This is a genomic window from Actinoplanes sp. NPDC048791, from assembly GCF_040650095.1.
In the GTDB taxonomy this organism is placed as follows: domain Bacteria; phylum Actinomycetota; class Actinomycetes; order Mycobacteriales; family Micromonosporaceae; genus Actinoplanes.
This window is the reverse complement of sequence record NZ_JBEZGQ010000034.1, coordinates 1-20,310: the sequence shown is the minus strand read 5'-3', so window position 1 is coordinate 20,310 and position 20,310 is coordinate 1. Positions and strand designations below refer to the sequence as shown.

Annotated in this window: 21 protein-coding genes and 1 tRNA gene; 5 read left to right on the top strand and 17 right to left on the bottom strand. The window is 69.3% G+C overall.

Translation table 11 applies throughout. The annotated features are described in order from the left end of the window. Positions 1-640: discoidin domain-containing protein (locus tag AB0C29_RS05095; protein ID WP_360815328.1), on the top strand; the 640-nt coding region annotated here is incomplete at its 5' end. Positions 641-649: 9 nt separating this feature from the next. Here AB0C29_RS05095 and AB0C29_RS05090 read toward each other — a convergent pair. The 6 genes from AB0C29_RS05090 to AB0C29_RS05065 all read right to left on the bottom strand — a co-directional run bounded on the left by AB0C29_RS05090 (position 650) and on the right by AB0C29_RS05065 (position 3,339). Beyond that, positions 650-1,024, bottom strand: coding sequence for a hypothetical protein (locus tag AB0C29_RS05090; RefSeq protein WP_360815325.1), 375 nt, complete (start codon positions 1,022-1,024; stop codon positions 650-652). A 61-nt stretch (positions 1,025-1,085) separates the two neighbouring features. Next, positions 1,086-1,532, bottom strand: a complete 447-nt coding sequence (locus AB0C29_RS05085) for an ATP-binding protein (protein WP_360815322.1) — start codon at positions 1,530-1,532, stop codon at positions 1,086-1,088. An 87-nt stretch (positions 1,533-1,619) separates the two neighbouring features. Continuing rightward, complete coding sequence (locus AB0C29_RS05080; protein WP_360815319.1) at positions 1,620-1,970, bottom strand: STAS domain-containing protein; 351 nt, start codon at positions 1,968-1,970, stop codon at positions 1,620-1,622. 73 nt (positions 1,971-2,043) lie between these two features. Then, positions 2,044-2,232 carry a hypothetical protein gene (locus AB0C29_RS05075; protein WP_360815317.1) on the bottom strand — a complete coding sequence of 63 codons (189 nt, stop codon included), beginning with the start codon at positions 2,230-2,232 and terminating at the stop codon, positions 2,044-2,046. 16 nt (positions 2,233-2,248) lie between these two features. Further along, positions 2,249-2,428 (bottom strand): hypothetical protein, encoded by a 180-nt coding sequence (locus AB0C29_RS05070; protein WP_360815314.1) that lies wholly within the window; start codon positions 2,426-2,428, stop codon positions 2,249-2,251. A 392-nt stretch (positions 2,429-2,820) separates the two neighbouring features. Then, positions 2,821-3,339, bottom strand: a complete 519-nt coding sequence (locus AB0C29_RS05065; protein WP_360815311.1) for a CGNR zinc finger domain-containing protein — start codon at positions 3,337-3,339, stop codon at positions 2,821-2,823. A gap of 126 nt (positions 3,340-3,465) precedes the next feature. Between AB0C29_RS05065 and AB0C29_RS05060 the strand changes: the two genes are divergently transcribed. Beyond that, positions 3,466-4,146: a type 1 glutamine amidotransferase domain-containing protein gene (locus tag AB0C29_RS05060; protein ID WP_360815308.1), complete on the top strand. Its 681-nt coding sequence runs from the start codon at positions 3,466-3,468 to the stop codon at positions 4,144-4,146. On the opposite strand, the gene AB0C29_RS05055 is transcribed toward AB0C29_RS05060, so the two are convergent. Then, on the bottom strand, positions 4,143-4,511 hold the full coding sequence (locus tag AB0C29_RS05055; RefSeq protein WP_360815305.1) for a nuclear transport factor 2 family protein: 369 nt from the start codon (positions 4,509-4,511) through the stop codon (positions 4,143-4,145). The genes AB0C29_RS05060 and AB0C29_RS05055 overlap by 4 nt on opposite strands. Before the next feature lie 70 nt (positions 4,512-4,581). On the opposite strand from AB0C29_RS05055, the gene AB0C29_RS05050 reads away from it, so the two are divergent. Further along, positions 4,582-5,454, top strand: coding sequence for a LysR substrate-binding domain-containing protein (locus AB0C29_RS05050; protein ID WP_360815302.1), 873 nt, complete (start codon positions 4,582-4,584; stop codon positions 5,452-5,454). Positions 5,455-5,490: 36 nt separating this feature from the next. Here the strand turns inward: AB0C29_RS05050 and AB0C29_RS05045 are convergent, their stop codons facing one another. From AB0C29_RS05045 to AB0C29_RS05030, 4 genes are all read right to left on the bottom strand, one after another. Next, a complete protein-coding gene (locus tag AB0C29_RS05045) occupies positions 5,491-6,048 on the bottom strand; it encodes a hypothetical protein (RefSeq protein WP_360815300.1) in 558 nt (185 codons plus the stop codon). 87 nt (positions 6,049-6,135) lie between these two features. Next, complete coding sequence (locus AB0C29_RS05040; RefSeq protein ID WP_360815297.1) at positions 6,136-6,555, bottom strand: hypothetical protein; 420 nt, start codon at positions 6,553-6,555, stop codon at positions 6,136-6,138. Positions 6,556-6,705: 150 nt separating this feature from the next. Then, positions 6,706-7,593 carry an SDR family NAD(P)-dependent oxidoreductase gene (locus AB0C29_RS05035; RefSeq protein WP_360815294.1) on the bottom strand — a complete coding sequence of 296 codons (888 nt, stop codon included), beginning with the start codon at positions 7,591-7,593 and terminating at the stop codon, positions 6,706-6,708. Positions 7,594-7,597: 4 nt separating this feature from the next. Continuing rightward, positions 7,598-8,362, bottom strand: a complete 765-nt coding sequence (locus tag AB0C29_RS05030) for an SDR family NAD(P)-dependent oxidoreductase (RefSeq protein ID WP_360815291.1) — start codon at positions 8,360-8,362, stop codon at positions 7,598-7,600. Positions 8,363-8,462: 100 nt separating this feature from the next. Here AB0C29_RS05030 and AB0C29_RS05025 point away from each other — a divergent pair, with 100 nt between their 5' ends. Continuing rightward, positions 8,463-9,296 (top strand): helix-turn-helix transcriptional regulator, encoded by an 834-nt coding sequence (locus AB0C29_RS05025; protein ID WP_360815288.1) that lies wholly within the window; start codon positions 8,463-8,465, stop codon positions 9,294-9,296. Positions 9,297-9,303: 7 nt separating this feature from the next. On the opposite strand, the gene AB0C29_RS05020 is transcribed toward AB0C29_RS05025, so the two are convergent. Next, a tRNA-Arg gene (locus tag AB0C29_RS05020) sits at positions 9,304-9,379 on the bottom strand. Between the two features lie 273 nt (positions 9,380-9,652). Continuing rightward, a complete protein-coding gene (locus AB0C29_RS05015) occupies positions 9,653-10,393 on the bottom strand; it encodes a phosphotransferase (protein WP_360815286.1) in 741 nt (246 codons plus the stop codon). 405 nt (positions 10,394-10,798) lie between these two features. Between AB0C29_RS05015 and AB0C29_RS05010 the strand changes: the two genes are divergently transcribed. After that, positions 10,799-12,055: an ATP-binding protein gene (locus AB0C29_RS05010; RefSeq protein ID WP_360815283.1), complete on the top strand. Its 1,257-nt coding sequence runs from the start codon at positions 10,799-10,801 to the stop codon at positions 12,053-12,055. A 60-nt stretch (positions 12,056-12,115) separates the two neighbouring features. Here AB0C29_RS05010 and AB0C29_RS05005 read toward each other — a convergent pair whose 3' ends face one another. The 4 genes from AB0C29_RS05005 to AB0C29_RS04990 form a co-directional block, all read right to left on the bottom strand. Then, positions 12,116-13,267 (bottom strand): endo-1,4-beta-xylanase, encoded by a 1,152-nt coding sequence (locus AB0C29_RS05005; RefSeq protein ID WP_360815280.1) that lies wholly within the window; start codon positions 13,265-13,267, stop codon positions 12,116-12,118. Positions 13,268-13,592: 325 nt separating this feature from the next. Beyond that, positions 13,593-13,847, bottom strand: coding sequence for a hypothetical protein (locus tag AB0C29_RS05000; RefSeq protein WP_360815277.1), 255 nt, complete (start codon positions 13,845-13,847; stop codon positions 13,593-13,595). Positions 13,848-13,857: 10 nt separating this feature from the next. After that, entirely contained in the window at positions 13,858-14,298 is a 441-nt protein-coding gene (locus tag AB0C29_RS04995; protein ID WP_360815274.1) for a hypothetical protein, read from the bottom strand. A 104-nt stretch (positions 14,299-14,402) separates the two neighbouring features. Next, a partial coding sequence (locus AB0C29_RS04990) for a DUF6531 domain-containing protein (protein WP_360815271.1) occupies positions 14,403-20,310 on the bottom strand: 5,908 nt, incomplete at its 5' end.

The following is a 20,310-nucleotide window of genomic DNA, read 5'->3' as shown; positions in this document are numbered from 1 at the left end:
CGCCGATCCACCGGCACCGCAGGCCGCGCCCGTGCTCCCGCCGGCCGTTGCTCCCACCATGCGGATCACCGCACCGGGCGCGGATGCGTCCGCCGGGGTCGGCAGCGACACGGCGTCCACCGGATCGGCCGCCTCCGCCGGTTCGACCTCGGCCGGTTCGGCCTCGTCCGGTGGGCCGGCCTCCTCCGGCGGATCGCCCGCCGCGAGCCGCTCGGCCAAGCCGGCCGGGAAGCCCACGGCCGCGGTCAACACCACCGGCCGCAACCTGGCTCTCGGCTCGCGGGCCACGGCCTCCAGCGTCGAGCGATCGTCGTGGGGAGCCGCGTACGCGATCGACAACGACACCACGACCCGGTGGAGCAGTGGTTTCAGCGACCCGCAGTGGCTCACGGTGGACCTCGGCAAGAGCTGGGAGATCAGTGAGGTGCTGCTGCGCTGGGAGAACGCGCACGCCACCGCGTACCGGGTGGAGTTGTCGACCGACGGCCGGAAGTGGAAGCAGGTCTTCAACACCACCGACAGCGCGGGCGGAGACGTGACCGTGCAGGTTCCGAAGCTTCCGGCCCGGCTGATCCGCATGTACGGCACCGCGCGCTCGACCGACTACGGCTACTCGCTGCTGGAGATCGAGGTGCGCTGACCGGCGCCGTCAGTCGCCGGCGGTCTCGGGCTCGCTGTCGGCCCGTTCCTCGGCCGATCGGGAGGTCTCCAGGCGGACCCGGTCGATGCGGTCGACGCCGCGCTGGACCGCCGCGCGGGAGCGTTGCAGGAACTCGTTGCTGCGGTCGGTCTTGGCCGAGGTGCGCTCGATCGCGTCCCGGAACCGCCCGATCGGGTCCACCGTCCGCTCGGCCTGGTGCTCGGCCTCGTCGTCGAGCTTGCGCTCGCGCTCGGTGGCCTCGACCTCCCGTGCGTCGGCGTCCAGCTCGCGCCGGTCAGCGTCCCGCTCGCGCTGGTCGGCACGCCGGTCACGCTCGTCCGCCGCCTTCTCGCGTGCGTCGAGACGGCGCTCCCACTCGTCCAAGCTCGCAGCCCTGGCCCTCTGCCGGTCATCCGGAGCTTCCGAATCACCCACGAATCGCAGCCTACATTTGCCGGGAGGCGGCCGGGAGGCTCACCTCGCACCACACCACTTTTCCCGGCGGCCGGACTTCCCAACCCCAGCGGGCGGCGAGCCGGTCGACGAGCAGCAGCCCCCGGCCGCCGGCCACGCCCTCACCCGGCCGGACCATCCGGGGCTCGGCGTCGCCGGTGTCGCTGACCTCGATGCGGATCCGCTCGGCGTCCGCCCGGACCTGCAGGTATCCGGGTGGCGGGGCGTGGTTGACCGCGTTCGCGACCAGCTCACTGGTGATCAGCATCGAGATCTCGACGAGCTCCTCGGGGACACCCCAGCCACGCAGCGTGCCGGCCACGAACCGGCGCCCCACCCCGCAGGCCGAACCCGTGGCCGGGACGTCGTCCAGCACCGCGAGGCGACCGCCGGCGGAGTCCTCCGGAGCGGAGTCGTCCCGAGCGGGGGAAGGTGGCAACGTCAATCCAGCGGACCAGCGGCAGACGGTGGGCGGGACAGTCCTGGGCGCCGACCGGACAACCCCGGGCACCGGCGTTGCACCGGGTCAGTCTGCCATCGTTCGTCCGGACCGGCAGTCCGTGCCCATCGCCGGCCCGTCCTCGACCTCGAACAGGTCCAGGGTGTGGCTGGCCCACAGGGCCAGGCGGGCCGGTCGGGACAGCCGGCGCAGCCGTAGCCGTCCACCGCCGCGGCCCACCCGGTCACCGCCGTCGAGCAGCGCCGAGACGCCGGCCGCGCCGAGGAAGCCGAGATCGGCCAGATCGATGATCAGCACCCGGGGCGCGCAAGCGGTGACGACCCGGTCGACGTGCCGGATGAGCAGGCCGGCTGTGTCCATGTCCAGGTCGCCGGCGGCGTGCAGGACCGTCACCGGCCCGGAATTCACAGTCGCCACCGTAAGGACCGTGGTCCCCGCAGTGGCCGCGAACATCATCCGCGCCGCAGCCATGGCCGACCCTTCCGAACGCCTAGTGCGCCTCGGCGGTGGCCTGACGCTCGCCGGGCTTGGTGGGCTCGGCGCCCTCGACCGCGAACGGATCACGCAGCCGCGTCATCGCCTCGGCGCTGTTGTCGGCTACCTCCGACTTGTCCTGCGGCGCGGCGCTTCCGGCCGGGGCGAGGAACAGGTCGGCGTCGTTGTTGTCAGTGGAGTTCATTGACCGATCCGATGCTTTATGAGGTGGACGCGGGCGGGCTCTCGAGCTCTTTGAGGTCGAGGTGCAGGGTGGACAGCAGTCCGCTGTGCAGGAACGGGTCCACGTCGTCGGGCAGCTCCCGGTCGACCCAGTCGGCCCGGGCGTTCTGGCCGCGTTCGCGGAGCTTGGCGATGATGGCGCTCTTCTGGATGATCATTTTCTGGCCCGTCTGGAGGAGTGTCGCGACGTCGGCGAAAACGAAAAAAGCGCCAGACGGGTGCGTATACCCATCGGGCGCGGAAAACGTCAACGGATTCGAAACGGGAACACACTCACGGTAGCACGAATCCGTTTCCCCGCAGCCGCACGGGAATCTGGTCCGGCCGGCGGTTCGCACCACCCGTGTACGCTGACGCCCGAGTCGCCAGGCGGGCTCACCGGTCGCCCGAAACCCGCAGGTTCTGCGGTCAGTACAGCGGCGAACCGGGTGGTCAGCTGCTCGCACATGAGGCGTACGACTCAGCGACGCGCGACCCCCGGCGACCTGGCGGCTTCACATGCCCCGCGTTCTCAGGCTCTGCACTGCGCTTCCGGTAGGCCAGCCCGTTCTCAGGCGTTGCGCTGCCGGCTCCGGTAGGCCCGCATCGAGACCTGGGAACTGCAGGCCGGGCTGCAGTAGAGCCCCGAGGAATTCCGCGTCTTGTCAAAGAAAGCCTCGTGGCACCCGATGTTCTTGCAGACTTTCACCCGCGGCCAGCCGCCCTGGTAGGCCAGGTTGGTGACCGCCGCGAGCACCGCGCCGAAGACCCCGAGCACCCCGGTCTGGGCCGGCACCAGCGTGCAGCCGACGGCACTGATCCGCGGGACCAGCGGATAGCGGGCGGCGATGCGCTCCAGATAGCCCTGGGCCTCGGACACCTCACCCTCCGCCGCGCAGCCCGAGTGCGCCCGCAGCAAAGTCAGCAGGGCGGCCCGCAGATCACGGCCGGCGACAACGTCGGCCTCGTCGATCGTGGGCTCGCCCGCATACCGCGTCAGCCAGGCGGTCAGCTCGTCGCCGCTGTTGGCGAAGCCCACGATGAGGTCGCTGTTGGTGCACACCGCGGGGGTGCAGACGTCCTCCTGCATGCCCCCAGCGTAGCGGTCCCGTTAGAGGCAAAAAAGAGACGGTGCTAACTCTTGGGGCATCGCCGCCTGGATGGTGAGGACCGTCCGGCGTACGGTGGCGGCAGAAGTCGACTCGTGGAGGTTCTGATGTCATCTGTCCTGCTGGTGCTCTCCGGTGCCCGGGTGTGGAGTCTCAAGGACGGCACCCAGCACCCGACCGGATACTGGGCGGAGGAGTTCGTCACGCCGTACCGTCTGCTGATCGAGGCCGGCCACGACGTCACCATCGCGACGCCAGGTGCCCGCGTCCCGGTCGCCGACGAGGCGAGCCTGGGTGACGAGTCCGGCCCGGAGCTGCGGGCCTACCTGGACACCGTCAAGGACCTGCTGGAGTCGCCGGCCCGGCTCGAGGACGTCGACCCGGCCGGCTACGACGCGGTCTTCATCCCGGGCGGGCACGGCCCGATGCAGGACCTGGCGGTCAACCCGGACGTGGCCCGCATCCTGGCCGCGATGCTGCCGGACGACAGCAAGGTCGTCGCCTCGCTGTGCCACGGCCCGGCCGCCTTCCTGGCCGCCGGTGACGCGGAGGGCAACTGGCTCTTCAAGGGCCGCAAGCTGACCGCGTTCACCGACGAGGAGGAGAAGCAGGCCGGCCTGGCCGACAACGCGCCGTGGCTGCTGGAGACCCGGCTGCGCGCCGGCGGCGCCGTCTTCGAGTCCGCCCCGGCGTGGGCGTCGCACGTGGTCGTCGACGGCAACCTGATCACCGCGCAGAACCCGGCCTCCGCCGAGGCGGCCGGCCAGGCGATCCTCGCCAAGCTCTAGGCACTCTCCGGGGAGACGAACTCGGGCTGGTCCAGCACCCGCAACCAGGTGCCGTCGCTCTGCCGGCGGACCACCTGGGCGCGGGCGCCCGAGCCGTCCTTGGGCGGGGTCGAGGTCAGGGCCAGGTCGCCACTGATCAGCGTGGGCAGCGGCGGCTCCTGCTCGAAGGCCGGCATGTGCGGCAAAGCCTGCTCCCACAGCTTGCGGATGGCCTCCCGCCCGACGGTCTGCTGCCCGGGCGGGTAGGCCATGACGGCGTCCTGCTCATAGAGCAGGGCGATGCCCTCGGCGTCCTTGGCGTTCGCGCGCTCGACGAACAACCGGGTGAGATCCTCGGGCCTGGTGGCTTTCTCGCGGTCGGTCATGCGACTAGTCTTGACACGCGGGAGTGACAAGTCCAACAGATAGTTCTTGTCGTAGCTAGTATCTGCGCTCATGGATCTCCGGCAGCTCGAATACTTCGTGGCGGTGGCCGAGGAGGCCAACTTCACCCGCGCGGCGGACCGCGTGCACATCACCCAGTCCGGCGTCAGCGCCCAGATCCGCCAGTTCGAACGCGAGCTCGGGGCCGACCTCTTCGACCGCTCCGCCCGCATGGTCCGCCTCACCCCGGCCGGAGCCGCGGCGCTCCCGCACGCCCGCACCGCGCTGGCGGCGGCCCAGGCCATCCGCACCGCCTGCGACGAGGTGAACGGCCTGGTCCGCGGCCAGCTGCGGATCGGCATGGTCACCGGCTGCACGGTGACGCCCCTGTTCGACGCGCTGGCCTCGTTCCACCGCCGGCACCCCCGGATCACGATCGCGCTGAGCGAGGACAACTCGGACGCGCTGCTGGAGAACGTGCGCGCGGGCCGCCTCGACATCGCGCTGGCCGCGGTGGCGGGCGGCATGCCGGACGGGCTGGAGTCGATGACCATCGTCAGCGAAGGACTGGTTGCCGCCGTGGCGCCGGGTCATGCGCTGGCCGAGCGGGAGACGGTGCCGCTGCGCCGGCTGACGGCGTACCCGTTGATCTGCCTGCCGGTGGGCACCGGGGTCCGCGGCGTGCTCGACCAGGCCTGCGCGGCCGCCGGGATCCGCCCGGCGGTGGCGCTGCAGGCGACCGCGCCGGGCGCGATCCTGGACCTGGCCGCCCGCGGCCTGGGCGTGGCGATCCTCAGCGCGTCGATGACGGCCGAGCACGAGGGGGTCCGCTCGGTGCCGATCGAGGACGTCGAGCTGCCGGCGATGCTCGCGCTGGTGTGGCGCGGCGAGAGCATGGTGCTGCGGGCGCTGCTCCCCCACTGCCGGCGCTCGTTCGAGATCTAGCTCTCGCATCGGCCGGCTTGCTCCCGGCCGGCTTGGTCAGCTGGCGCAGGCGACCTCGGCCTGTTCGCTCCAGGGGGTGCCGTCGAAGCCGTCGCGGGGGCGGGCCTCGCGGGCCTCGTCGTCGAAGGTCCGCACCGACAGCGTGACCGGGAGCCGGCCGAGCGGCAGCCCGTGTGCACAGTCGACCTGCACGTCGGCGTCGGCCAGCACCGTCGCGCCGGGCTCGACCCAGCGCTCCTTGTTGACCCCGCGGACGCTGACGCCCGGCCGCGACGCGAAGAGGTCGCGAATGTCGATCGGCAGCGGACCGGCGTTGACGAGCGTCACCCGCCGGGTGAGCGTGACGGTCGCGACCCGGCCGCCGGAGACGACGGTATCCGCGGGCAATCCGTCGACGAACGGACTGGCCTCGGCGAAGACAAAAACGGCGACCTGCCGCTCCCGGGCCCCGGTCTGCCGGTGCACGGACCAGCCGTACGTGGCGCAGGCGCCGAGAACGGCGCCGATCACCAGCGCGGAGGCGACAAGCAGGCGCGGCTTGCGCCGGGGAGCAGGGGGTACGACGGCCGGCCGGTCCAGATCGATCACATTCATACGAGGCCCTCGCCCTGGCTCGGAACGGGAACGGACGGTCAGTGAACGTACGGCATGAGCACCGGGTTGCGGCCTGCGCCCACAACCCTAACCGTCCGTGGCATCCCGATCCCGTTCCACCGTGGCCGATGCGCCCGCCGCCCGCAGCCGGCCGGCCAGGAGCTGCAGCTCCATCTCGGTGCCGGGCCGCCCGGGCCCGGTCAGGGCAGCAAGCGCTTCCGGTACGGCGGCCAGAGACATTCCACTCGCCCGCAGGACCCGCATCACCGCGACCCCGGTGATCTCACGTGACAACCGGAGCCGATACGTGCCGCACTGATCCAGCAAGGCCTGCCGCAAGTCGTCGGGTGTCTCGTCCCAGCCCATCGCCTCGACGAAACTGTCCCCGCACTCATGGGTCAGCACCCAGTGCAGGCGACCGTCGATGATCGTCTCGTAGACCTGCCCGGCCGCCGGCCCGTCACATGAATCACACTCGACGGGCACGGCGGCCTGGCAGTCGTTCATGGTGGTTGAGGCTAGCGATGCTTCCTGCGTACCGTTTCTTTGTGGTCCTGGCCGGCCCCGCGGTCAGTTCTTTGCGGTCGTGGCGGGCCTTGCGGTCAGCTGGCGGCGGCCGGCGTCAGCAGGTCCCGTCGTCTTTGACGGGTCCCGCGGTCAGCCGGCGGTGGCCGGCGTCAGCAGGTCGGCCAGGCCGATGCGGCGCAGGAACTCGCTGCGAATACGGTCGGCGACCGCGCTGACGACCTCGCTGCCGTCGTCGCTGGGATCGATGTGCACCCGGAACGGGCGCTGTCCGTGCGGCGTGCCGACGATCGTCGTGATGGCTTCGGCCACCTGGCTGACGTCGGCGGTCGGCGGGGTGAGCGCGGCCAGGGCCTCGCCGACGTGGTCCATGAGACCGGCGTACTTCTTCTCGTAGGCGGCCACGGTCGCGGTGTCGGCCGGGCTGCCGGCGTGCGCGAAGTGGTTGGTGCCGGAGGTGAAGGCGCCCGGCACCACGATGGAGGTCTCGATGCCGAAGCGGGCCAGTTCACCGGCGTAGCTGACGGCCAGGGCATCCATGGCGGCCTTGGCCGCGAAGTACGGGCCGAGATAGGGCGGGGTGCCACCGCGGGTGCTGGTGCTGCCCACCCACACGAGCAGGCCGTGACCCTGCGCCCGCAGTTGCGGAAGCACTGCGCGGTTCACTCGCTGGGCGCCGAGCACGTTGACGTCGTACAGGGCCGCGAGCTGTTCGGGGGTGAAAGCCTCCGCCGGTCCGGTGACCATGTGCCCGGCGTTGTGCACGACCACGTCGAGCCGGCCGATCGTCCGGGCGGCTGCCTGGACGGACTCGTCGGCGGTGACGTCGAGGTCCACGGTGCGAAGATCCACGCCGTGCTGGGCGGCGTATTCGGCTGCGTCGGCCACGGCGGGGGCGTTGCGGCCGTTCGGGTCGCGGATGCCCGCGTACGCGATGTGCCCGGCGCGGGCCAGGGCCCGCGCCGCCAACGCACCGAATCCGCTGGACGCGCCCGTGATCAGGACAGTCTGGCTGCTCATGTCGTCACTTCCCGTGCGGGTCGGCGGCGTTCACTGTCTGGACGACCTGGTCGTACTCGCCGCGCACCTCGGCGTACCGGAGGAACTTGACCCGGTCGACCTGGATCTCCTTGGCTTCGGGCTGGTCCTGGAGCAGGGACACGACCTCCGACACGTACTCGTCGAGCGGCATCGCGAAGTCACTGGTCTCCTGGCCCGGCAGCAGCGCGGTCCGCACCGAAGGCGGGACCAACTCGACGACCTTGACGGACGTGTCGGCGAGCTGCAGCCGCAGCGACTCGCTGAGCATGTGGATCGCGGCCTTGGAGGCGTTGTAGCTCGGCGTGACCCGGAGCGGCACGAACGCCAGGCCGGAGGAGACGGACACGATCGTCGCGTCGGGCTGCTTCTGCAGGTGGTCGATGAACGCGCCGATGAGCCGGATCGGGCCGAGGACGTTGGTGGTGATGGTCGCCTCGGCGGAGGCGAGGAAGGAGGACGGGGTGTGCCAGTCCTCGACCCGCATGATCCCGGCCATCGTGACGATCACATTGAGGTCGGGGTGGCGGCTGAGCACCTGCTGCGCGGCGGCGTCGATGCTGGCCGGGTCGGCGGTGTCGATCCGTACGGTGTCGAGCCCGGGATGTTCCCGGGCGATCTGTTCCAGCAGGTCACCGCGCCGCCCGCCGACAATGACGGTGTTGCCGCGGGCCTGCAGCGCGAGGGCCAGGGCAAGGCCGATGCCGCTGGTCGAGCCGGGGATGAAGATGGTGTTTCCGGAGATGTTCATGCCGAGAAGTCTGGGCAGCCGGCCGGGCCGGCGGCAGAGATCCGTCATCGGGGGATCAGAAGTCCCTGGATGCGCCGCGCGGGGCGACGATACTGGGTAGGTGGACCGTGCCGCACTCGCCGACTTCCTGCGCCGCCGCCGCGCATCCCTGCAGCCGAGCGACCTTGGTCTACCCGCCGGCCTGCGCCGCCGCACGGCCGGACTGCGCCGCGAAGAGGTGGCATCCGTGGCAGCGATGTCGACCGATTACTACACGCGGCTGGAGCAGCAGCGCGGACCGCAACCGAGCGAGCAGATGCTGGGGTCGCTGGCCCGGGCGCTGCGGCTGAGCAACGAAGAACGTGACTACCTGTACCGGGTGGCCGGCCACAACGCCCCGGCCCCGGCGACCGCGGCGACCCAGGTGGCGCCCGCGCTGATGCGAGTGTTGGAACGCCTCGACGACACCCCTGCTTTGGTTCTGTCGAGCCTGGGCGAGCGTCTCGTCCAGAACGCCATGGCTGCTGCGCTGCTCGGGGATGTATCGGGGTTTACGGGGTTGGCTCGGAGTGAGATCTATCGGTGGTTCACGGATCCGGCTGAGCGGCTTCGGTATCCGGCTGAGGACCGGGATCGGCAGAGCCGGGCTCAGGTGGCCAATCTGCGGGCTGCGTACGGGGCTATGGGGGCGCGGTCCCGGGCTGGGGAGCTGCTGCGGGCGCTGCAGGGGGTTAGTGCGGAGTTCGCGGAGCTGTGGGAGCGGCATGAGGTGACCCGGCGGTTCGGGGATCACAAGGTGCTGGTTCATCCTGTGGTTGGGGAGATTGAGCTGGACTGCCAGGCGTTGTTTACGGAGGACCAGTCGCAGTGTCTGCTGGTGCTGACGGCGCCTCGGGGTAGTGAAGGGTTTGAGAAGTTGCAGCTGCTGAGCATGACCGAGACGGCCAGCGCCTGACTGTGTGTGGTGCCCCCGGTAGGAATCGAACCTACGACACACGGTTTAGGAAACCGATGCTCTATCCCCTGAGCTACGAGGGCCTGCGGCCAACATCCTACCTACCAGCAAAGACGCAGGAGTGCCCAGGCGTCCCCGGTGCCGCCAGCCAGTGCCGCCGGGGTTGTGGGAGTGGTCCCGTCGCTGGTCGGAACACACGTCGGGCACATCTCGAGCAAACGCGGTTCGAATGCTGGTCAGTTCGGTCGGACACCACCGCTGACGTCGGGTGACCGCACGAGTCGACTTGACCTTCGGGAACGTGTTCGTGCACCGGTACCGCGGGTGCGATTCCTGCGGCGGCGTCGCGGGATACCTCACGCACGCGGTGCCCCGGCGCGTGGCTTCGACCGGTGGCGGCTCCAATGAGCGGCGGCGTCAGCGAGTGGGCCGAGATGACTGGCGGACGGGCGTTGCCGTTCGCGTTCGCGGCTCAGGAGGGCAATGCCGGCGGCGAAAGCATCGACGGCCTCGCGACGAGCGGCTGACCACACGGGAATCGTGCCGGCCCAGGCCTCGGCTTGCTCCGGGCTGTGACCGGCGCGCACCAGCCGAATGACCATAAGAGCGGTGTCGATCCACGCGGCTCCTCGGCAGGGCATCGACCAGTCCACGAGGGTTACGCCGTCGTCATGAAGGAGGAAGTTGTACGGGGTGACATCGGTGTGGACCAACGTGTTGCCGTCAACCATTTCGGCTGGAATGTGATCGGCCCATCGGACGGTGGCCGGCTGCACTCGGACTGCGGGGCACGGCGTGAGCACGGTCGCCATCGCGCTCAAGGCAGCGGCCATTGCCGGCAGATCGGACGAGCCTTGAGCCAGGTCGGGATGCCGGCCGGCCACGTACTCAAATCCAAGCAGTAGCCAGCCGTTGCGTTCCACCTGCCAGAGCAACTTAGGCATAGGCGGCGGGAGGTAGGCGTTTATGCGGGCCTCGTTGCGGTGCATCCAGCCTTTGGGATTGTCGGCAGCGGCGCCCTTACAGAAGAAGCGGCCGGTGCTGGTTCCCAGAATGACCGCAACGTCGGAGATCACCCCTGTCTCGACCGGTGTCACTCGGGCTATCGGGCCGGTGTGGTTCTCGACTTCTGCTCTGACGGCAGGCGGCAGTCCGTGCCATGGATAGCGAGGCACGGTGTGGGCTCCTCACGTTCGCGGCTGGGAAGACTGTACTTCCCCAGCCGCGAACTGCCCGCCTAACGCGTCGGGCTGTCGTGGCACGCGGCTTCGTGCGGCAGAGATTCGAGGTGCCCGGCGCATGGCTTTCCGTGGGCTACGCGCCCGCCAGAAGCAGGAGCATTCGCGCCCCAGGAGGACGAGCGCGTCGTGGCGCGGCAGAGACTCCAGTACCTCCTCCAGTCGCGGGTCGAACGCTGCGGTGCCCGCATTTCGAACATGAGAGGTGCCGCAGATCGAAAGTGAGTCGCTCCGCGAATCGAAACTTCGCAGGTAGCATGAGGTGTGCCCACACCGCACCTCGTCCCCCGTCGCGTCGCTGGACAGGTGGACGCCGCCCTCGCTGACACCCGTGTCGTGCTCATCAGCGGAGCCCGCCAAGCCGGCAAGAGCACCCTCGTACGCATAGTCGCCGGCGATCGCCTCGCCGAGCGCCGCGACCTAGACCGCTCCCAGGACCGAGCCGCCGCAACCGCCGACCCGGTCGGATTCGTCGATTCCCCGGAACTGCTGGTCATCGACGAGATCCAACGCGCCCCAGAGCTCCTGCTGGCGATCAAAGCCGCCGTCGACGAAGACCCCCGCCCCGGCCGCTACTTGCTCACCGGCTCGTCTCGCCTGTTCGGCATGGTCGCCGCCCCCGACGCGTTGCCCGGCCGGATGGAAACCGTCGAACTTTGGCCGTTCTCCCAGGGCGAGATCGACAACGAGCCAGACGGCTTCATCGATGCCATCTTCGCGCTCGGCCCCAGCCTGCGACACGAATCGACGGTGACCCGAGCCGACTACGCGGCCAGAATCGTCCGGGGCGGTCTCCCCGAAGCGACAACCCGAGACGACGCGCGCCGCCGGCAGCGGTTCTTCGATGCGTACGTTCAAGCTCTCATCGACCGCGATGTCCGGCAGCTGTCCGACATTCAGCACAAGGGCGAGTTGCGCAAACTGGTACGCCTGCTCGCCGCTAGATCCGCGACCATCATCGCCGCCAACTCCTTGGAGTCCGCGCTCGGGCTGAGCCGGCCGACGGTGGCCCGCTACCTTCGGGCGTTGGAGGAGATCTTCCTGGTCAAGCGGATCCCGGGCTGGTCGCGCAATCTCGGCACCCGAGCGACCGCAGCCGCCAAACTGGTCTTCGTCGACTCGGGCATCGCCGCCAATGAAGTCGCCACTGATGCCCGTGCTCTGCTCAGGCCGGGAGCACCGTTCGGCCCGCTGCTCGAATCGTTCGTTCTCTCCGAGCTTTCCCGCCAGCTCACGTGGTCCGAACAGCAAGCCGACCTCTCGCACTACCGCGACCAGAACAAGTACGAAGTCGACGCCGTTCTCGAAAACAGATCCGGCCAGGTCGTCGGCATCGAGGTCAAAGCCGCCACCTCCGTCGGTCTCGACGACTTCCGCGGGCTACGCCGGCTGGCCGACCGCCTCGGCGACGATTTCATCGCCGGCATCGTCCTCTACACCGGCACTTCCACGCTGCCGTTCGGAGACAAGCTCCGCGCCATGCCGGTCAGCGCCCTGTGGCAGGTCCCCGCCCCAGCCTGACCTGTCCGGGAAACGCGAAGGCGGCAGCACCGAAGTGCTGCCGCCTCCCCCGTATCAATCTCAGCGCTTCCGGCGCGCCGCGGCCAAAGTGTCGCGGAGCGTGTAATACGCCGGCTTACGCTCGAAGTTGTCGCCCATCACCGTGGCGGCCCCTTCCGAGGGGAAGAACACCGGCACCCACGAGTACTTGTCGGTGAAGCCCCAGATGGTGAACGAGTTGCAGTCCTCAACAGCCAGACAAGCGTCCAGAACGGTCTTGTAGTACGCGGCCTGCGTCTGCAACTGCTCGGCAGTCGGCACGCCGCCCTCAGGCAGGTCCATGCGCACGTCGAGCTCGGTGATCGCCGTGTGCAGACCGAGGTTGTCGAAGCGCTGCAGCACACCCTGCAGCTGGTCCGGCGCGCCGTACCGCGTACTCAAATGGGCCTGGGATGCGAAGCCGTGCAGCGGCACGCGGTCGGCCAGCAGCTGCTTGGCCAGCGCCTCGTACGCGTCGACCTTCACGCCCGGCCATTCCACGCCGTAGTCGTTCAGGAACAGCTGGGCCTTGGGGTCGGCCCGGTGCGCCCAGCGGAAGGCGTCGGCCACGATGCCCGGGCCGAGTTCGCGGATGAAGATGTTCTCCTGGCGGTACTCGCCGTTCTCGTTGAAGATCTCGTTGGCGACGTCCCACTGCTGGATCTTGCCGCGGTAGCGGCCGACCACCGTGGTGATGTGGTCCTTGAGGATCGCGCGCAGCTCCGCCTTGGTGAACTCGCCCTCCGCCAGCCACGCCGGGTTCTGGCTGTGCCAGAGCAGCGTGTGGCCGCGGACGACCTGGCCGTGCTGCCGCGCGAACTTCACGATCGCGTCGGCCGGGCCGAAGTTGTACTTGCGGCGCTCGGGGTGGATGAACTCCCACTTCATCTGGTTCTCGGGAGAGACCGAGTTGAATTCCCGGGCCAGGACCTTCCGGTACGGCTTGTCGAAAGTGAACGGGTCCGGGTAGTCCTGCTCGAGGTGGTGACCGCCACCGGCGACCGCGGTCCCGATGCGCAGGTCACGCGGCGCCGCCCAGCGCAGCGGCACATTCCACTTGCCGGGGTGACGGTCCACGACGGACGAGCCGGCGGTTGCCTTCGTACTTGCCTGCGCCGGCTGGATGCCGGGGCCGATCAGTGCCGAGGTGGCGAGGACGGCCACGGCGACACGGTATGCCTTTCTCAAGATCACTCCTTTGAGGGGCGTCGGGCAGCCGCACACATCAGCTCGATGCCGAAACTTTCGGGGCGGACAGACCGGAAGACCCTCGTACGCTAAGCCGGACGCACAGCCTTCGTCAATGTTTCAGCTTCATGAACGACCGGACTTCACGCATCCCAACCAGGGCATCTCGGCGCGCACCAGACGAGTCAGACAGGCCGGATGACTACCGATCAAGTTCCGTAAGTTTCGGCACCCGAGAGATCCCGACCGGTGACCGAACACAGTGCTGGCCGGGAGCGTCCCGAGGATCTCGGGCCGGCACCCGGCCAGCACTGCTCAATGCGCGAGGCGGCTAGCTTTCCACCATGCCGATCATGCGCGGTATGTCGCGGATGAAACGCGCGTCGTGCTCATCCGCCGTGCCGTCGGCGACCCTTTCGATCAGCTCCAGGAAGTCTTCCCGGTCCGGTCCCGCGTATTGCAGGAGCGCATGTGACATGTTCTCCAGGGCGCGTACCGCGGAGTCCGGGTCGACTTCATCGTCGCCCGACTCCTCCAGGAACATCATCGCGGCCGCGATGGCGTTGACCAGGGGCTCGCAGTTCATTCGAGGATCGTCATGCCTGGTCGGCCCAGACCACGAACTCTCGCGGCTGTCTGCTCCCCAGGAGGTCACCGATTGGCGACCTCGACACCGAACTCAACCAGGCATCGAAAGGTGTCGCACCCCCGGGGAACCACCATTCCGAGTGACTCTCCACTTCAAGATCGCGATCCAGCGGGAATCTGTACTCGAACTGCACCTGGGAATAAGACTCGTGCTCTCCGTCTGAATCAACGACTTCCAGCTGTCTCACCATGCTCACCACAAAGGTAGGCTCCGGGAGCCAGCCGACCTTCCCGTATTGGAAGAGATATCCGTCGGCGTCCTGGTCTTCCGGGACATCGAACTCTGTCGCCGCGAACCTTCGGGCCAGCTCTGTCAGAGCGGGCACGGGCGAGCCGGCCCGAATTTCGTCGTCGACGAGGCTGCGGGCGATGTCGACCGCCTCGTCCACCTGGCGTTTGTTGGACAATCGAACCTCCGTCATGCGACGCCGACGAGCGGGAAACACCCGTCCCCGCCACACGATCGCGTGGCGGGGACGGGGCAGATCAGGGCCTACGGCCAGTAGCCGCCTTGGAGCTGCCTTCTGACATGGCCGATCACGTCCAGAGCTTCGTTCCTGTTTCTGGCGCCAGCCATGAGGTCGTTGACGTAATCGTAGTACTGGTTGGTATGGACCCGGGAGTGGACCGAGGCGCCGGTGGGATTGGGTGACGAGCTGCTGCGCGGCAGCCAGACACCGTTCTCCGCATCGTTCACGCCGATACCGAACCGGTCGAGCTGTGCCCTTGCCGGAGCCGCCTTGGGCGAGTTGCCCGCGACGATGTGGTGTGGAGAGTGGGGTGTGCTCGGCTCCAGATCTCCGGCGTCATTCATTGCATTTCGCAGCTTCTCCGCGGATCCCTTGTCACAGTTGTGGACGAGCACTGGCGTGTCGCCGGCCACCACGTAGTACGTGTGGGCGCCGCTGACCGTGAGGTTGTAGACGGTGGTGCTGGTCGTGGTCGGATCCCCGACGAGTGCGACGCTGACCTCGGTGCCGGACTCGTCCCGGAGGGTGTCGCCGGTGCGGAGTTCGGCCGCCGGGATCCAGCCTCGGTCGGGGCTGTAGAACTTGTGTCCCGCGGTGGCGGTGATGACCGACGGCGGCCCGCCCCCACCGGAACCGGCTCCCACCAGGGTGAGCTCGACGAGGTCCTTGTCGCCGGTGCCCTCCACGGTGGCGGTCACCTGCTGCGGTTCGGTCGTGCCGGTCACCGGGTCGGTGGCGGTGACCGTGTCGCCGGGCTGCAGCTTCTCGATCGGCTTGGTGCTGCCGTCGGCCAGCAGCACCAGGGTGCCGGCGGCGAACGAGTTCGACGCGAGGCGGGCCTTGTTGCCCTGGGCTATCTTGCAGCTCTCGCCGGTCGAGGATTCCTTCTTCTTCGCCTGTTTGGCGTTGTCGGCCGCCTTCTGCGAGGTCGCTTTGGCCTTGCCGCCGGCGTCCTTGGCCCCCTTCGCCGCCTTCGCCGCCTCGTCGGCGTATTTCTTGCTGTCGGCGGCTTCGTCCGCGGTCTGGGTGGCTTTCTTGATGTAGCGAGGGATGCTCGACAGCGCGTTCTTCGCCGATTTCAGCCGGCTGTACGCGTCGATGAGGCGGCGGCCGACCCCGATGGCCTTGATCGCCACCTTGGCCGCCTTGAACATCTTGCCCCAGGGCACGGCCTGCAGTGCGGTGGAGACACAAGCGACGATGTCGCCCTCGGTGATGCACTTCTTGGCGTCGTTGAAGCCGACCAGGTCGAGGATCAGATTGACGATCTCGTCGCCGATCTGCTTCACGAAGCCCTCGGCCTCGTCGACGATCTTCTTCGCGTTCAGCCAGTCCGGGTTGTCGGTCGCCTGCTCGCCCTCGCCGGCGGACGGGGTGTTGGCGTCCGTGGTCCCCTGGCAGGCGCCCGGATTGTTGGCGCAGGCCATCGACGAGTAGTAGTCGACGTACGCCTGGGTCATCCCGTTGCCGTCCGGATCGCCCCCGGTGGGGTCGGTCAGCACGGTCGGACGGGCATTGGTGTACGAGTACGTCGACACAGCCTGATCGGTGGCGGGCTGGGCGACCGGGTCCGCCGAGGCGAAGCGGCCGGTGCCCGGGTCGTAGCTGCGCGCACCCATCGCGTACCGGTCGCCCTGACTGACGTCCTGGTACGTCCCGGCGTACTGCATGGGGTTGGCCGGCGCGTCCTCGGCTTCCTTGGTGCCGCCCTGGGTGAGGCCGGTGCCGCGGGCGACGCCGAACGCGTCGTAGTCGTAACTCCATTCCGGTGCCCCGGACGGCGAGACGACACCCGCCACACCGCCGAGCCAGTCGCGCAGGTACGAGTGCGCGGCCATCCCGTCGGCGGACGGCACGATGAGTGCGAGTGGCTGCCCGGACGGGTCGTACAGGTAATCGCGTCCCACCGTGCCGGCGGCGTCGGTCTGCCGTTCCTGGGCCAGCAGCGGCCGGCCGGCGTTGACGTCCCAGCTCCAGGTCTGGGTGACCGCAGCCGCGCCGGAGCCGGTGACCGCCTTGATCCGGTTGCCCGTGGCGTCGTACGCGTAATTCGTGGTCTTGCCGCCGACGGTCGCCGACGTCATGGTGTGGTCCAGCGCGTACGTGAACCGCTCCGACCCGGCCTCGGTCTGGTTGCCCTCCAGGTCGTACGCGAACGAGCGGGTGCTCGAGCGGCTGCCCGTGACGCTCTCGCGGGTCAGCTGGTCGGCACCGTCGTACGTGTAGCTGGTCGTGGTGTTCTCGCCCGGAGCGACCCGGGTCTTGGTCTTGCGGTTGCCGACCAGGTCGTAGGTGTAGTCGGTGCGGTCGGCGACCGCGCCGGCGCAGGTCTGCGCGCCGAAGCACTCGGCGGTCAACCGGTTGGCCGCGTCGTACGTGTAGGCGGTGGCCTCGGTGACCGTCGGCTGGCCGGGCTCGCCGTCAGTCTCGACGACCCGGATCGGGTTGCCGACCTTGTCGAGGGTGAGGTCGAACGCGGACAGCGTGGTGTCGCCCTTGGCCGCGGCGATCCGGGTCATCCGGCCGGCCCGGTCGTACTCCCGGCTCTCCGAGACGCCGGTCGACTCCGGGTAGGTGATCCCGGTCAGCTGATCCGCGACGTCGTACGAGAATCCGTACTCGGCGCTGCTCCCGCCGCGGGTCGCCGTGAGCGAACGGATCCGGTTGCCGGCGTCGTACGTGGCGCCGATCCGCGTGCCGTCCGGGTAGGTCCGGGCGGTCACCCGATCCGTGCTGTCGTACTCGTACTTGAACGTGTCCTGCCCGCGGGTCATTGAGGTGAGCCGGTCGGTGACGTCGTAGACGTACGACTGCACGCCGGCCGGATCCGCGGCGCTGACCATCCGGTTCTTCGCGTCGTAGCCGAACGAGTAGGTGACCCCGTCGGCGCCGAGCTGCTTGCTGGTCAGCCGGCCCAGGTTGTCGTACGCGTAGAAAATGGACCGCGCCGGCCGGTTCGGGTCCGGTCGTCCCTCCTCGACGATGCGGGCGGTGACCTCCTGGACGAGGTTGGAGTCGGCGTCGTAGACGTATTCGCGGCGACGGCCGATCGGGTCGGTGGTCACGGTGGTGCGCCCGGCCCGGTCGTACTCGGTCGAGGCGGTACGGCCGAGCGGATCGGTCTGCTTGATCACCTGGCCGTTGGCGTTGTAGCCGTAGACCAGGCCCTGCCCGCCGGTCGCGTCCGGGCCGATGACCGCGGCGAGCCGGTCGGCCGCGTCGTAGGTGAAGCGGGTGGTCTTGCCGTTGGCGTCGGTCTGCGCCGTGGGCCGGTTGACCCCGTCGTAGTCGATCTTGGTGGCGTTGCCCAGCGGGTCGGTCACGGACTCCGGGTTGCCGGCCCGGTCGTAGGCGTACCGGGTGGTGTAGTTGTCGGGGTCGGCGCCGGAGACGTTGCCGCGCGGCTCGGTGACCGCGACGACGCGGCCGTCGTCGTCGTACCGGGTGGTGATCACACCGCCGGTCGGGGTGGTCTGGCGGACCGGGTTGCCCGCGTCGTCGTATTCGATGCCGGCCGCGCCCGCGGCGGGTCCGGAGCTTCCGGTACGGCGGTTCGCCTCGTCGTAGGTGTTGGTCAGCTCTTCGCCGCGCTCGTTGGTCATCGAGACGACGTTGCCGTTGTTGTCGTAGCCGACCGTGGTGCCCTGCTTGAACTGGTCGCGCTGGGCGGTCGGGCGGTCCAGGGCGTCGAAGGCGGTGTCCACCTCGACCCGCTGGCCGTCGGAACCGTACGGCCGGTCGGCCCGGATCAGGTTGCCGTTGTAGTCGTAGTGGAAGACCGCGGTGAACAGGGCGGCCCTGGGCGGGTCGGCGTTGCCGCGCGGCGAGGTCTCGGTCGCCACCCGGCCGTTGCCGTCGTACGTCCAGGAGGTCTTGCTGCCCTCGCCGTCGGTCACCGAGGCGCGCCGCCCACCGGGCGTGTACGTCGTCGCGACGACATTGCCGATCGGGTCCTTGGCCTCGATGGCCCGGCTCGCCTTGTCGTAGGTGAAGCGGGCCGAGTTGCTCAGCGGATCGGTGGTGACGACCACGTTGCCGAGCTCGTCGTAGACCGTGCGGGACGGCTGGGCCTTGCCCGGCTGCCACACCTCGGTGATCTGGCTCTGCTCGTTGTAGACGTACCGGGTGCGGTAGGCGTCCTTGTTGCCCCCGGCGACGGTGCCGCGCGGGTCGACCACCGAGGCCAGGCGGCCGGTGCCGTCGTACGTCATCTCGGTGCGCCGGCCGGTCGGGGCGATCTCGGCCGTACGGTTGCCGTGGGTGTCGTACTCGTAGCGGGTGACCTTGCCGCGCGGGTCGGTCCGGGAGACGAGCTGACCCTTGGTGTCGTACGCGTACTCGTACCCGGTGTCCTGCTTCGGGCTCTTCTGCCCGACCATCTCGTTGAACTCGTTGTACTTGTAATCCCAGTCGTTCTTGCGACCGTCGGTGTACTTCGTCAGGTTGCTGCGGTTGTCGAACGCGCTGGTCTCGGTGAAGGCGAACGGCTCCGGCGCGGTCCGGGCGACCGGGTTGCCGCTGTCGTCGAACCGGGTCTCCTCCTGGTTGCCCTTCGGGTCGACGACCAGGCTCTTGTTCAGCTTGCCGGTGTACCGGTGGTTGACGGTGTCGTTGCCGGCGTTCTGGCTGTAGAGCAGCACGTTGTTGCGGTAGCCGTCGACGACCGCCACGCCGTCCGGGTCGGTGGTGCGGGCGACCTGCTGGCCGGCGTCCCACCGGAACTCGGTCCGCGCGTTCTCCGGGTCCAGCTGCTCGGTGACCCGGCCGGCGGCGTCGTAGGTGTTGCGGATCAGCTTGTTGCCGCGGGCGTCGGTGATGTCGTTGAGCCGGCCGCCGGCGTCGTAGCCGTAGGTGGTGACGTTGCGGCGCGGGTCCTGGACCTTGAGCAGGCGCCCGTTCTGGTAGTCGAACTGGGTGGACCGGCCGTCCGGCAGCGTGATCTTCGTGACGAGCCGCAGGTCGGTACGGGACTCGAAGCGCACCACCCGGCCGCTCGCGTCGGTGACGGTGTTGAGCAGCCCGTCGGCGGTGTAAGCGAACGTCACGCCGGAGCCGCGCGCGTTCTTGATGGAGAGGAGCTGACCGGTGGCGTTGAACCGCAGCACCCGCCGGTCCGGCGGCACCAACTGCCACCCGCCATCCACCTTGGACAAGTTCGCACGGACACCGGCCGGCCGGTCGTACGAACCGTCGGCGTTCGCGGTGTAGACCGCCTCCGAGCCGTCCTCCGCCCGCACCCGCACCGCGCCGTTGTCGGCGGCGATGATCCTGATGTCGTACGAGGAGCTCCAGCCCGGTCCGAACATGCCGGTGGCCGGGTTGCCGGACGAGTAGTAGCGCGCGTGGTTGAACGGGATGCCGTACGAGGGCATCACGAAGTCCTTCTCCACCCGCAGGTAGGCGCCGGTCGCCGTGTTCACCGTCGCGCCGCGCAGAGCCTGCGCGGTCACTGTCGGGCCGAGCACCGTGGCGCAGCCACAGCCGGTGGCCTGCCCGGCGGGCAGCGCCGGCACGTCGTCGGTCTTGCGCGGCCTGGCCTCCGCCGACGCCGCGCTGGTCAGCTCCGTGCCGTCCGGCGCGACCTCGGTGATCGTCACCGTGTAGAGCCGCGCGGGGTCGAGCACCCAGCCGTCCGCGGCACCGAAGCTGCGGCACAGCAGAGCCGGGCTGTAGCACCGGCTCAGGTCCGCCTTGCCGAGCTCGGCGGAACGCTGCTCGGCCCCGGACTCGACATCGGTGACGGTCGCGAACCAGCGGCCCCACGACGTCGGATCACCGTCGTCGACGACGGCGTCCCAGTACACGACGAGTGAGGTGTCGCCGAGCAGGAAGCCCGGGCGGGCGATCGGCCGGCCGGGCAACTCCGCCTGCCGGGCGGCCACCACCCGCGCGGCCGCGATCGCCTTGGCGCGCCGCTGGGCCTTCTCGGTC

Bases quoted from the DNA above. Each gene is read 5' to 3' on its own strand.
- AB0C29_RS05075 (WP_360815317.1), bottom strand. From the start codon at position 2,232: ATGAACTCCACTGACAACAACGACGCCGACCTGTTCCTCGCCCCGGCC.
- AB0C29_RS05070 (WP_360815314.1), bottom strand. From the start codon at position 2,428: ATGATCATCCAGAAGAGCGCCATCATCGCCAAGCTCCGCGAACGCGGC.
- AB0C29_RS05065 (WP_360815311.1), bottom strand. From the start codon at position 3,339: ATGCAGGAGGACGTCTGCACCCCCGCGGTGTGCACCAACAGCGACCTC.
- AB0C29_RS05060 (WP_360815308.1), top strand. From the start codon at position 3,466: ATGTCATCTGTCCTGCTGGTGCTCTCCGGTGCCCGGGTGTGGAGTCTC.
- AB0C29_RS05055 (WP_360815305.1), bottom strand. From the start codon at position 4,511: ATGACCGACCGCGAGAAAGCCACCAGGCCCGAGGATCTCACCCGGTTG.
- AB0C29_RS05050 (WP_360815302.1), top strand. From the start codon at position 4,582: ATGGATCTCCGGCAGCTCGAATACTTCGTGGCGGTGGCCGAGGAGGCC.
- AB0C29_RS05045 (WP_360815300.1), bottom strand. From the start codon at position 6,048: ATGAATGTGATCGATCTGGACCGGCCGGCCGTCGTACCCCCTGCTCCC.
- AB0C29_RS05040 (WP_360815297.1), bottom strand. From the start codon at position 6,555: ATGAACGACTGCCAGGCCGCCGTGCCCGTCGAGTGTGATTCATGTGAC.
- AB0C29_RS05035 (WP_360815294.1), bottom strand. From the start codon at position 7,593: ATGAGCAGCCAGACTGTCCTGATCACGGGCGCGTCCAGCGGATTCGGT.
- AB0C29_RS05030 (WP_360815291.1), bottom strand. From the start codon at position 8,362: ATGAACATCTCCGGAAACACCATCTTCATCCCCGGCTCGACCAGCGGC.
- AB0C29_RS05000 (WP_360815277.1), bottom strand. From the start codon at position 13,847: ATGAACTGCGAGCCCCTGGTCAACGCCATCGCGGCCGCGATGATGTTC.